We start from the raw sequence: 12,292 nt of genomic DNA, 5'->3' as shown, positions 1-12,292 counted from the left end.
GCGGCTCTTCATCAGCGACCGGCGGGCGCACCGCTGGACGTGCGAGCTCTTGAACGACACCCCACCGGAACCGGCACCGGTACCCGAGGACGCCGCCCCGCCGGAGCCGCCCGTCCCGGCGCCGCCGGAGGCCGCGCCACCGGAGGAGGACCCGCCGGAGGCGGAGCCGCCGGACACCGGCTTGCCGCCGCCGTCCACCTTGCAGTCCAGCGGCTGGCCCTTGGCGTCGCAGGGGCTGGGCTGCGGGGCGTTGGTGAGGACGGTCAGCTCACCGGCGGCGTTGAAGGTCGGGTTGGGGCAGTTGGCCAGGGTGTTGGGGTCGACGGTGCTGGCGTTGCCCGGGATGTGGGCGGTCTGCAGCATCCCGCCGCGGACCAGGTTGCGGGGGATCGGCGAGTAACCGAGGTCGTCGGCCTTGCCCTGGCCGGCGCAGAGCACGTACGAGATGAACCGGCTGAGCGCGCTGCCCTTCTCGTCGTTGAAGCGCGGCGGCGGCGGGAGCGCGGCGTCCTTGCGCGGCACGATCAGGTAGCTGTAGCTGGAGATCGGGTAGGACCGCGGGTCGGCGTTGGTGTAGACGCCGTTGAGGTTCTGCTGGAGGAAGTTCGGGTCCTGCGGCGAGGTGTTGTCGTCGACGCCCCGGATCTTGGCGGCGGTGAGCGCGACGGCGACGTTGGAGGCGGTCGGCAGTGAGTAGTAGCCGGCCGGGTTGAGCACCTTGACGACCGGCCAGTCGCTGCTCTTGGCGAAGGCGTACTCGTCGTAGCCGATCGTGCCGCGGCCGGCGGCGCCCTTGATGAAGTTGGCGACGACGTCGGAGCCGTTCAGGGCGTTCATCCGGCCCGAGGCCGGGAAGAACTCGGTGTAGTCGCCGCACGGAACGCCGTTGACGCTGCGGCAGTACGCCTCCCACTCGTTCTGGTGGGTGTGCTGCATCCAGCGGGTGAACTGGGCCGTGGCGCCCGAGCCGTCGGAGCGGATGATCGGGGTGATCGGGACCGACGGCAGGGCCCTGCCGTAGTCGGCGGTGATCTTCGGATCGGCCCAGTCGGTGATCTTGCCGGTGAAGATGCCCACGATCGTGTCCGGGGACAGCCGCAGGTCACGGACCTGCTTGCCGCCGATGGACAGGTTGTACATGAAGGCGGTGCCACCGGCGGTGATCGGCACGTAGGAGTACCCGTAGACCGGGTTCTCGACGTTGCCCGAACCGTTCTGGTGACCGTTCTCGCCGAGACCGTCGTCGCGCTGCGAGCGGAACGGCACGTCGGAGGCGGTGAAGTCGTTCTGGCCGATGGCCCACTGGTTGCGGCCGGCGGCCGAACCGATCGCATTGAAGTTGATCTTGATGCCCTGCGGGTTGACGTCGTTGCGCCACTGGTCGATGGCCGGGCCCGCCCAGCTCGACCCGTCTGCGTTCAACGAGGTGGCCGCGAACGCCGGGACGCTCTGACCCAGCAGCAGCGAGGCCGCGGCGAGGGCCAGGGACAACAGCACGGCGGCGGTACGGGCCACGGGTCGGCTTGCGGCCTCCCACGACATGGGGACTCCTCTGGTACGGAGGGTGGTTGGTTCGGAGATCGGCGGCATCACTGCGCACCTGCCAGGGCCTGGGTCCGGGCGGCCACCGCGGCCGCCTCGGCCTCCCGGGCCGAGCGGTCGATCCGACGCCGCTGCCGACGGGTCAGCTGACCGGGACGCCGCCCGCCGAGCACCCGGGCGGTGACGAAGAGGATCAGCACCACGACCATCAGGGTCAGCGCGGCCGCGAAGGCGCGCGCGACCATGCCGGGGTACGGCATCTTGACGTAGTTCCAGATGTAGAGCGGCAGCGAGACCTGCCGGTCGGCGAACGGGTTTCCGTTGAGCTGCGTGGTGAACCCGGAGGTGAGCAGCACCGGCGAGGTCTCGCCGACACCGCGCGCCATGCCCAGCACCACCGCGGTCACCAGACCGGGCCGGGCGGTCGGCAGGACGACGTTCCAGACCGTGCGCCACTGGCTGCCGCCCAGCGCGTACGACGCCTCCCGGAGCGTGCCGGGCACCAGTCGGATGACCACCTCGGCGGCCCGGGTGACGATCGGCATCATCATCACGGTCAGTGCCAGCGAGGCGGCGAACCCGCTCTTCTCGAAGCCGAAGGTGATGATGACGACGCCGAGCACGAAGAGGCCGGCCACGATGGACGGCAGCGCCGTCATCGCCTCCACCAGGGTCCGCACCGGACGGGCCAGCCGGCCCCCGACCTCGGACATGAAGATCGCTGCGGCGATGCCCAGCGGAACGGCGAACAGCGTGGCCAGGCCGAGCTGTTCGAGCGATCCGACCACCGCGTTGAGCGCGCCGCCCGAGGTGATCGGGGAGAGCGGGGCGGTGGTCTCCATCGACTCGGTGAAGAAGTTGGCGTGCCGGGCCGCCTCCATGCCGCGCATCGCGACGAAGCCGATCTGATCGGCGATCAGCGCGACCACCAGCAGGCCGGAGCTCCAGGCGAGCACGGACGCCAGGCGCTCGCGGACGAGGAGCCGCCCCCACTGGAGGCGGCCGAGCAGCGTGTAGCCGACGAGGAAGAGCAGGTACCAGCAGAGCAGGAAGCCGAACGCGCCGCTGAACGGCAGCACGCGTTCGTAGAGCAGCCAGTCGAGGGCCAGTGACCCGGTCAGCGCGCCGAACACGGTCAGCACGTCCTCCCGGGTGACCCCGCCGAGCTTCACCTTCCGCTCCGGGGGCTCCGGCGGCCCCGCGATCGGGGATCCGGTCTTCTCCGGCACCGGGGCCGGGGCCGACGCGGGGGTGCGGTCGGCCGGCAGGTCGAGCGTGGTCATCGGTTCGTCCCTCCAGGACGGGGCGGCAGCGGGCGGGGGCGGCGGCGGACGGTCATACTCAGTCCGCCGTGGCCGCGCCGGAGCGGGACCGGTTGATCACGAACCCGGCCGCCACGTTGACCAGCAGGGTGAGTCCGAAGAGCACCAGCCCGGCCGCCATCAGCGCGGAGAGCGACAGCGGGTCGGACTCGCCGAAGCGCAGGGCGATCAGCGCGGAGATCGAGTTGGCCCCGCTCTCCAGGACGTGGGTGATGGTCTTGAAGCTCGGCGAGATGATCAGCGCGACGGCGATGGTCTCGCCCATCGCGCGCCCGAAGCCGAGCATCACCGCGCCGATCACCCCGCCGCGCCCGAACGGCAGCACCACCGTGCGCACCATCCCCCACCTGGTCGAGCCGAGGGCGTAGGCACCCTCCCGCTCGCCCTGGGGGGCCTGGGAGAAGACCTCCCGGCTGAGCGAGGCGACGATCGGGATGATCATCAGCGAGACGACCACGCCCGCGATGAAGGTCGACGAGGTGTACGAGGTGCCGATGTCACCGATCCGGACCTTGAGGAAGGGGATCGCGTCGCCGAGGTGGTTGCTCAGCCACCGGCTGAAGCCGATGATCCGGGGCTGGAGGAAGAACAGCCCCCAGAGGCCGTAGACGATGCTCGGGATCGCGGCCATCAGGTCCACCAGCGAGATCAGCGTGGCGCGCAGTCGCACCGGCGCGTACTCGGAGATGAAGACCGCCGCCGAGAGCGCCACCGGAACGGCGATGACCAGCGCGATCACGGCGATCAGCAGGCCGTTGGGCAGGACGGCGGCGATGCCGAAGTTGTGGGCCTGGGTCTGCCACTTCTCCTCGGTGAAGAAGGAGAACCCGACCTCGCGAAGCGCGTCCGCACCACGCAGGATCAGGAAGAACGCGATCAGGCCCATGATCGCGAAGACTGAGAGGCCGGCCGCCCGCAGCAGGCCGCGGAACACCCGGTCGCCGGGTGTGGACGGGGCGGTGATCGTGCGGGGTACGTCGGGGTCCGGCTGGCGTGGAGCCTCGGCGAACGGTGTCGCGGGCTCGGCGGCGGCTGTCATGGTCTGCTCTCCGGCGCGCTCGGTACGGACAGGTGCGGGGTGGCGGGGGACGGGGAAGGGACTCGGCGGGGCCGGGACGGCGGCCCCGCCGAGTCGGACGGGTCTTTCCTCAGGCGCGACGGCCGGGACGCAGCCGCGCCCAGAGACCGGACGCCCCGGCGGCGGCCCGCGCGCCGGCCGGCGTACCGGCCAGGAGGAGCGCCGCCGGGCCCCCCACCAGCAGGACCACACCGGCGATCAGGGCGATCGGCAGCAGCAGCCGGGCGGAGCCGGAGCGGTCGGGGGCCGGAGCGCCGGCCGCGACCGGAGCGGCCGCGATCGGCCTGCCGGCCGTGCTCGAGGTCGCCGCCGGGCTCGCCGCCGGAGCGGCGGTCGGCTTGGCGGCCGGCGCGGGGGTGCCCGCACCGGCGGCGGGCGCCGGCACGGCGCCGGTGGTGCCCGCGAGGGACCCGCTGCCGGTGCCGATGCCCGAGCCGCTGGAGCCGGAACCACCCGAGCCGCTCGAAGCGGAACCCGTGGAACCGGACCCGGTCGAACCCGAACCTGTGGAACCCGAACCGGTGGTGTCGGTCGAGCCGTCGACCGCCGAGGTCACCGACCCGGTGCCGCCGGTGCTGCCGGTGGTACCGCCGGTGCCCGTGGCGCCAGCAGTGCCGGTGGTACCGGTGCCGTCGACGGAGCCGGAGGTGCCGCCGCCGGTGGTACCGCTGACGGGCGTGCCACCCGTGCCGCCGGTCCCGCTCGTCCCGCCGTCCCCGCCCGTGGTGGGCGCGGGGGTGGGCGTGGACTCGGGGGTCGGGGTGGGCGTGGGCTCGGGAGCCGGCGGGTTCTGGTTGCCGGGGTACTTGCCGTCCTGCGCCGCGACGTGCTTCACCGCGTCCTGGGCCTGGTCCAGCTGAGCCGGGGTCAGTCCGAGGAAGCCTACCGCCAGGTGACCGGGCTCGACGCCGTAGCGCTGCCCCTCACCGCGGTCGGTGACCCGCCGGAGGAACTCGGAGGCGGCCTTGGCCCGCTCCTCCGACAACCCGCCGGTGGGCGCCATCGCGTACTGCACCACGGTCAGCGGGTACGCCTTGGCCGAACGGGCGAACTCGCTGCCGACCGATCCGTACGGGAGCCGCTGGGTGGCGGTCGCCGGGTCGGTCTGCATGGTGTCCACGGCGGCCTGGAGCGAGTCCAGGGTCGGGGCGACGAACTGCCCGGCCGGATTGCGCAGCGCGGCCTCGGGGAAGCTGTACGCCTTCGCCTGCCCGCTGTCCATGATGGCGAACATGCCGCGCCGACCCGGGTCGACGGCCGGGCAGGCGGCGTGCTTGCCGTCGGCGTCGACCACCGGGAGCTGGCAGGTGGACTTGTTCTGCAGGACGTTGCGGGCCACCGCGGCCAGCCCGCCGTTGAGCGGGTTGATCTCGAACTGCTTCCAGTGGCCCGGCCCGGAGTAGTCCTGCACCTGGATGGTGTCCACCGGGTAGCCCTGGAAGGCCGGCCGCAGGTAGAAGCTGTTCAGGTGCATGCCCCACGGGTCCGACGAGCCCTGGAGGAAGCGCGCGGCCTCCGGGTCGGCGGTGATCCAGGAGGTCAGCTGGTAGATCAGGTCGGTGGTGCCGGACAGCACGATCGGGGCCGAGTCGGCCGGCGATCCGCTGGCGGTGCACGTCGGCCAGCGCTCGCCGCTCGTCGCGTCGAGCTGGTTGACGGCCAGGAAGTCCGGATCCTCGAAGATGCAGGTCGGGTTGCCGGCGACCGAATCGATCGGCTGGCCCGGGGCCAGGGTGTAGGACTGCGTCAGCATCTTGGCCAGCAGTCGCGGTGTCAGGTTCAGCCGCTTGATCTGCTTGCTGTTCGCGGTGTCGTCGACCACGTACACCACGGAGACCGAACTGGTGGCCAGCGGCACGTAGACGTGCGGCCGGGTGGCGGGTTCGGTGTCCGGCAGCGCCGTCAGGGCGAGGTCCGGCCCGCGCTTGTTGCGGAACGCGGCACGCGCCTGCGGCTCGCCGGTGCTGGGGATGTAGGAGACGCCGAGCGGCGCCGCGCCCTGGCAGAAGCCGGCGCGCCACTGCTGGAGCGCCCGGTTGGCCATCGCCAGACCCGCCACGTCCAGGTCGATGGTGGTGCTGGCGCACTCACCGGCGGTGGGCGCGAAGCTCAGCGGGACGACCACGCGGTTCGCCCAGGCGCAGGCCTCGCCGGGGTTCCAGGTGTCGTCCGCCGCGGCGCCCATGTTGAAGGTCGCCTCGGAGGCCATCGCGAAGTAGCCGCTGATCGACGGATTGTCGAGCGAGTGGTCCTGGCAGTTGATCGAACCGTCCTCGGTGCTCCAACCGAGCGCGTCACCGCCGTAGTTCGCCTCGACCACGAGCGAGCAGTCGTGCGTCGCGTCGCACCCCAGCGTCTGGCTCTCCTGGGAGGTCCAGAGCTCGATGTCCGCCTCGCCCCGGCCGTCCGGGCCGGTCACCCGGACACCGCCGTTGAAGGGGAACTCGGGGGTGCGGGTGCCCGCCGCCGGCTGGGGCTGCAGGAAGCCCTTGGCCGCGTCGTTGCCGTAGTGGGTGCTGCCGTAGCAGTCGAAGACGGTCGGGTTCTTGCCCCGGCACTGGTACACCCGGACGGCGTAGAGCTCCTTGCGGGTGTTGCTGTCGAGCTTGACGTACTTCACCGGCTTGCCGGCCGGGTCCACGGTCGGCGTGAAGCCTTCCCAGGACACGTGGACGACCTGGTTGGTGAGGTTGGCGGTCTCGGAGACGGTCACCTTTCCGGTGGGGCCGTACTTCCCGGTGGCCGGAATCCACACCGGCGGACCGGTCACCGTCGTCGCCGACGCGGCGACGGCCTCGGTCACCGTTCCCGCGCCCAGCGGAAGGATCGCCGAGACCCCCGCGACGGCCCAGGCCAGCCCGACCGCCAGCAGCCCCTTGCCCCACCTCCCCAGGGCTCTCGAACCCGGTGGACGGACTCTCATGACGTGTACCTCCAGGGGACGCTGCGCGCGTAGACGCGGGAACCGGCCGGACCGTGGACGCGACTGGCCAGAAGCCGCCGATGGTCCGTCACCATTCGGCCAGCCGTATGTGGACGCCGTGGATCGCCCGGATGTACGAGGCCACAACACGCCTGCGAAGCAAGTCCGTTGGTCACCGGCTCCGGTTCCGCCCCGGAGCACGGAACAGCGGGGCCCGGACACCGGACCCCGCCGCCGCAACCAGCTGTGTCAGCTGCCGGCCTTGATGTTGAAGGAGAACGAACCCACCGACTGGCCCGCGGTGAAGAAGGTGGTGTTCAGCTTGGTGTCGAGGTACTTCGCACCCTCCTCGTCCACCTGGAGGTCGGTCGCCTCGAGGGAGCTGGCGGCGGCGTTGCCGGCCACCGAGGTGTCGCCGGCCGGGTCGAGCAGCGCGACCGGGGTGGTGCCGCCCTCCGGCACACCGGTGACCTGGAAGGTGCCGACCCGGAAGGCCAGGTTCTTGAAGACGGCGCTCTTGCCGGTGCGCAGGTTGATGAAGAGCAGCCCGCCACCGAGCTGGACGTTGCCCGAGTAGGCCGGGAGGTTGGCGGAGCCGCCGGTGACCGGGAAGGCGGCCGACAGGCCCGTCACGCTGTCGTAGGAGCCGGTCGCCGTCGGGAGCGCGAAGACCAGGACGCCCGCCGACAGGGAGTTCACGAGGAAGGTGTTGCTCTCGTGCACCACGGCACTGCCGGTCGGGGCGACGGCCGGAGCGGTGTCGGCGGAGGCCGAGGCGGCCAGGCCGGTGGTGGCGAGCACGACGGTGGTGGCGATGGCGGCGAGGCGGGCGCTGGTGCGGGACATACTGCTCTCCTAGGTGTGCAACGTGGAACGGTCCGGCCATGGGGCCGTGGGTTCTTGCCGTGCGGTGGTGCGGTGGTGCGGCTCATGCGGTCCTACGGGCGGTGCCGGTGGTGCGAGTGGTGCGGCTGGGCGGCTGGTGCGGTCCGGCGTGGCCGGCGGCCAGGAGCGCGAGCGCCCCTGGCCGCCGGGTGGTACGGGGTGACTGATCAGGCGTGGGTGGTGCTGCCGCAGGCGCCGACCGGCAGGGTGCGGAAGCCGTAGCTGCGGATGTCGTTGGCGGCGGTGGTGTTCTTGCAGATCCAGCCGGTGGTGCCGAAGATCGCGCGCAGCGCGGCGGCGTGCGCGTCACCGGCGTTCCAGTCGGCGGAGCGGACCACGTTGTAGACCACGCGGCCGAAGGCGCTGTCGGAGAAGGTGACGTCCAGGTTGTTGGTGCCGTCGACCGGGGACAGACCGTCGATCGAGCGGATGCTCAGCGCACCGGCCGCGTCGCTGCCGCTGCTGTGGCCCTTGAAGACCTGGCCGATGTAGTGGGCGGCCGAGTAGGGAACGAGCGCGTCGGCGTCGTTCAGGATCGTGTCGGTGCCCTGGTTCTCCTGGACGGTGGTGGCCTGGACGCAGCTGCCCGGGGTGGACAGGCCCAGCGCGGACAGGAAGAAGGAACGGGTGCCGGAGCTGGTCTGCGGCAGGAACGCCTTGATGGCGGCGTTCGGGCCGGTGTAGCCCGGGATGTCGGTGATCTGGTTCCAGTTGGTGATGGTGCAGTTGTAGATGCCGGTCAGATCGGCCGTGGTCAGGTTGGTCGGCGCGTGGCTGCCCGTGGTGGTGGAGGCCCAGGACACCGCGTCCTTGGCGTAGGCGACGAACAGGTCGGACGCCGGGTCACCGGTCTTCGGGCCACGCGAGGAGCGGGCGAAGTCCACCGTGGTGCTGGTGTTGGCGTTCAGCGCGTTGATGCCGGCGCCGGAGCCGTTCGGACGGGCGATGGAGGTCGCACCGGTCTTGGTGGTCAGCGGCGAGGTGCCGGTGGAGTCCCAGCTGTAGAGGCGCGGCGAGGTGGTGTCGCCCTTGCCCGTCAGGAAGGCGTTGTAGTCGGTGGAGAACTGGTTCAGGACGGCCTGGGTGGTGTCCGAGCCGACGCCCACGATGTCCTGGGCGGCCGGGGTGACGGTCGGGTCGGCGGCGGCCGTGCCGGCGGCGATGGTGGCGACCGAGGTGGCGATGGCGGCGGCGGCGAGCAGCTTGGCAGCGGTCTTGCGCATGTTCCTGTTCCTCCGGTGGGAGAGAGGTGCATCGCTGACCCGGGTACTGGTTGTCAGTCCCGGGACCGAGGGCCGCGTCCGCGGCGGCCGCTCCGGCAGTGCCGATCCTGTCGTTCGGCGCGGTTCCGTCGGAAGGGTGGTCGATGTCGGCGGGCGAATGTCGATTTCTCGGTTCAGTGAGGTTTAGGGACAGGTCAGCACGGCCGTGGAGGGGTGGAAAGCCGCAGGTGGGAGGCCGGTGACGTTCTTCTCCAGGTGTCGGCTCGGGGGGTTGCCGGATACCTGCGCTTCACCGGAAGAGGGGGATGGGAGTGCCGTCGGGCGGAGCGACGGGAAGGCGGGAAAGCGGGAAAGCGGGAAGACGGGGAAGCGGGAAGGCGGGGCGGGCTCAGAACGGCCAGGCGTCGTCGCGCCCGGGGCGGCGCAGGTCCTGGCCCAGGCGCTGGAGGCCGGCCAGGAAGCCGGTCACGCCGGCCTGGCACTGGTCGCGCCGGAGGTACCCGCGGGCGCTGCGGGCGACGGGGCCGGGCGCGTCGCCCGCGGCGCCCCGGCGGGTGGTGCGGACCGGCAGGTACGCCGTCCACACCCACAGCCGCGCCTCGGACTGGCCGACGGTACAGCGCAGCGCCGCCCGCTCGATGATCAACTCGCGGACGGCCTCGGCCAGTTCGGCCTCGCCGCGGTAGGTGCGCACGCCGACGCCGAGTTGCCGCCCGTTGGCGGCGCGCAGCGCCCAGCCGAGCGAGCGGTCGCCCGCCGGGACCGTGAGCAGGCGCGGCCCGCGCGGCTCAGCGGGCATCGGAGGTTCTCAACGACGGACCGCTTTCCGGGAGTTCGAGGGCGGGTTGCTTGGCGAGCAGCACCACGAAGCGCCGGAAGGCGTTCTGACAGGTGGCGTACCGCTCGTACGCGCGGCTGGAGCGCACCTCGGGAAGGGTGCGGGAGCCGGGGATGACCCAGATCCACCCGATGCCGTCCCGGACGTGCGTGATCCGGGCGGTGAGCGCCTCGGCGCCGACCCGTAAGCCGTCGAAGCTGCGCTCCGCCTCCCAGGCGGTCTCGTACGCGGCCGGGGTGACGGCGACCACCCGGCCGTTCGGTGCTTTCAGTTGCCAGCGGTAGCGCCCGTCCGGTGCCCGTTCGGCCCGGAACCCCCCTCGACCTGCCCCTGCTGCGGTGTGACCGCGGCCCGACGCGTCCACTGCTCCCCCACAGTCCGGTACCTCTCCGAGACGGGAGTAAAGCTATGTGTGCACACGAGAGCGCCGGAAGCCCACAAAATGCACAACTTGCTCCGTTGGCCGCGAAGTTCTCTCTCGTTAAACTTTCACCGAGTGCACACCACTCGCGCGCCAACCAACCCCGGAGCGGCTTCCGACCGCCCACAAACCGTTCGAAAATGACCGAGCCGAGGCCCACCACCAGCACTGGTGTTCAAGGACGGGTATGCCGCGGGTGTCAGAGCCGCGCCGTCCACCGCACCCGGGTCCCCTTCCCGTACGGACCGGGCTCGTGCCAGGCGTCGCCGCCGAGTGCCTCCGCCCGCCGCGTCAGGTTCCGCAGGCCGCTGCGCCGGCCGCCTTCGGGGATGCCGACGCCGTCGTCGGTGACGGTCAGCAGGACGCCGGGCCGGCCGCCCCGGTCCAGCGACTCCGGGTCGCCGCCGACGGGGTGGCCGCCGTCGTCCAGGTGGACGGTCGCGTCGACCTCGACGCCGACCCGGGAGGCCCGGGCGTGCCGGGCGGTGTTGGAGAGCATCTCCCGCAGTGCGGCCAGCAGCTGACGGCCGGTCTTCTCGCCGACCAGGCTCTCCACCGGACCGACGAAGGACACCGAGGGCTTGAAGCCGAGCGCCGCCGCGGTCTGGCTGCACTCGCGCAGCACCCGGGTCCGCAGGGTGTCGGGGGCGTCGCCGTGGTTGTCGTGCTGGAGGGCGTAGATGGTGGTGCGGACCTCCTGGATGGTGGCGTCCAGCTCGTCGACGGCCTGGCCGATCCGGTCCTTGACCTCCGGCACCACGGCCCGCCGGGCGGCGCCCTCCAGCATCATCCCGGTGGCGAACAGCCGCTGGATCACCAGGTCGTGGAGGTCGCGGGCGATCCGGTCGCGGTCCTGGAAGACGGCGAGCCGCTGCTGGTCGCGCTGGCCCTCGGCGAGCCGCAGGGCGAGCGCGGCCTGCGAGGCGAAGGTCTCGGCGAGCTGCTTCTCGGCCTCGCTGAACGGCACCGCGCCGCGCGGCCGCCAGACGCAGAGGCCGCCGAGCACCCGGCCGGCGGCGACCATCGGCACCGACAGCGAGGGGCCGAAGCTGCGGGCCAGCCGGATCACCACGGTCGGATCGGTCGACATGTCGTCGAGGTGGACGCTCTCCCCCTGGAAGAGCTTGGCCGCGACACTGTGAGCCGGCATCAGCTCGCCCCGCAGGAACTCGGCCGCCTCCCCGGAGGCGTGGGCGATCCGCATCTGCCCGTCCACCGTCGGCAGCAGGATCATCCCGAGCGCCGCGTCCGCCAGCTCCCGGACCTGCTCGGCGGCGACGGTCAGCGCGACCTCGGCTTCGTCGGTGGAGAGCAGCGCCGTCGTGACGGCGGCCGCGCCCGCGATCCACCGCTCCCGGCGCCGGCCCTCCTCGTAGAGCCGGGAGTTCTCGATCGCGACCCCGGCCGCCGCGGCCAGCGCGTGCACCACCTGCTCGTCCTCGGGGGTGAAGGCGCCGCCGCCGCGCTTCTCGGTGAGGTAGAGGTTGCCGAACACCTCCTCGCGGATCCGGATCGGCTCGCCGAGGAAGGTCTTCATCGCCGGGTGGTGCGGCGGGAAGCCGGAGGAGCGCGGATCGGCGGTGAGGTCGTTGAGGCGCAGTGGCTCGGGCCGGTCGATCAGCGCCCCGAGGATGCCCCGTCCGGCCGGCAGCTCGCCGATCTCGCGGACGGTCTCCTCGTCGACGCCGACGTGGATGAAGTCCGTCAGTCCGCGTCCGCCCGGCGCGATCACCCCGAGCGCCGCGTACCGGGCGTCCACCAGCTCGGCTGCCCCGGTCGCGATCCGGTGCAGCGTGGCGTGCAGATCCAGCCCGGCCCCGACCGAGACGACCGCTTCCAGCAGCCGCTGCATCCGGTCCGTGACGGCGGCGGCGGACTGCAGCCGCTCCGCCACCTCGGTGACCAGCGTGTCCAGCCCGAGCGAGGAGATCTCGGGGACGCGATGGGGAGCCTGGTCGGGCTCCGGGTCCGAAGCGGCGAAGTCGGGCAGGTCTGGCGTGGGGTCCATGGTGATGAGCGTAGTTTGTACGGTTTTCGACAGAAGTAGCGACGCGGCCCGT

At 72.0% G+C, this 12,292-nt stretch carries 9 protein-coding genes; all 9 read right to left on the bottom strand.

The genetic code is table 11. From position 1 onward, the window contains the following. On the bottom strand, window positions 1–1,542 hold a 1,542-nt coding region (locus tag AB0N76_RS29410), incomplete at its 3' end, for a substrate-binding domain-containing protein (protein ID WP_363562184.1). A 47-nt stretch (window positions 1,543–1,589) separates the two neighbouring features. Further along, on the bottom strand, window positions 1,590–2,825 hold the full coding sequence (pstA, locus tag AB0N76_RS29405) for a phosphate ABC transporter permease PstA (RefSeq protein WP_363562182.1): 1,236 nt from the start codon (window positions 2,823–2,825) through the stop codon (window positions 1,590–1,592). Window positions 2,826–2,883: 58 nt separating this feature from the next. Beyond that, entirely contained in the window at window positions 2,884–3,903 is a 1,020-nt protein-coding gene (gene pstC / locus AB0N76_RS29400; RefSeq protein WP_363562180.1) for a phosphate ABC transporter permease subunit PstC, read from the bottom strand. A 109-nt stretch (window positions 3,904–4,012) separates the two neighbouring features. Next, window positions 4,013–6,865 carry a hypothetical protein gene (locus AB0N76_RS29395; protein WP_363562178.1) on the bottom strand — a complete coding sequence of 951 codons (2,853 nt, stop codon included), beginning with the start codon at window positions 6,863–6,865 and terminating at the stop codon, window positions 4,013–4,015. Window positions 6,866–7,114: 249 nt separating this feature from the next. Beyond that, window positions 7,115–7,711, bottom strand: coding sequence for a hypothetical protein (locus tag AB0N76_RS29390; protein WP_363562176.1), 597 nt, complete (start codon window positions 7,709–7,711; stop codon window positions 7,115–7,117). Between the two features lie 206 nt (window positions 7,712–7,917). Then, window positions 7,918–8,973, bottom strand: coding sequence for a substrate-binding domain-containing protein (locus tag AB0N76_RS29385; RefSeq protein ID WP_363562174.1), 1,056 nt, complete (start codon window positions 8,971–8,973; stop codon window positions 7,918–7,920). 388 nt (window positions 8,974–9,361) lie between these two features. Next, the gene (locus AB0N76_RS29380) at window positions 9,362–9,772 is read right to left on the bottom strand and encodes a hypothetical protein (protein WP_363562172.1); all 411 of its coding nucleotides are present in this window, start codon (window positions 9,770–9,772) and stop codon (window positions 9,362–9,364) included. Further along, window positions 9,762–10,061 carry a hypothetical protein gene (locus AB0N76_RS29375; RefSeq protein WP_363562170.1) on the bottom strand — a complete coding sequence of 100 codons (300 nt, stop codon included), beginning with the start codon at window positions 10,059–10,061 and terminating at the stop codon, window positions 9,762–9,764. The genes AB0N76_RS29380 and AB0N76_RS29375 overlap by 11 nt, the downstream gene beginning before the upstream one ends. Before the next feature lie 370 nt (window positions 10,062–10,431). Beyond that, window positions 10,432–12,240: a GAF domain-containing protein gene (locus tag AB0N76_RS29370; RefSeq protein ID WP_363562168.1), complete on the bottom strand. Its 1,809-nt coding sequence runs from the start codon at window positions 12,238–12,240 to the stop codon at window positions 10,432–10,434. Between the last annotated feature and the right edge of the window lie 52 nt (window positions 12,241–12,292).

The sequence above is a fragment of the Kitasatospora sp. NPDC093806 genome, from assembly GCF_040683335.1.
Classification (GTDB): domain Bacteria; phylum Actinomycetota; class Actinomycetes; order Streptomycetales; family Streptomycetaceae; genus Kitasatospora.
The sequence above is the reverse complement of the archived record's forward strand: the minus strand, read 5'-3'. Positions and strand labels throughout refer to the sequence as shown.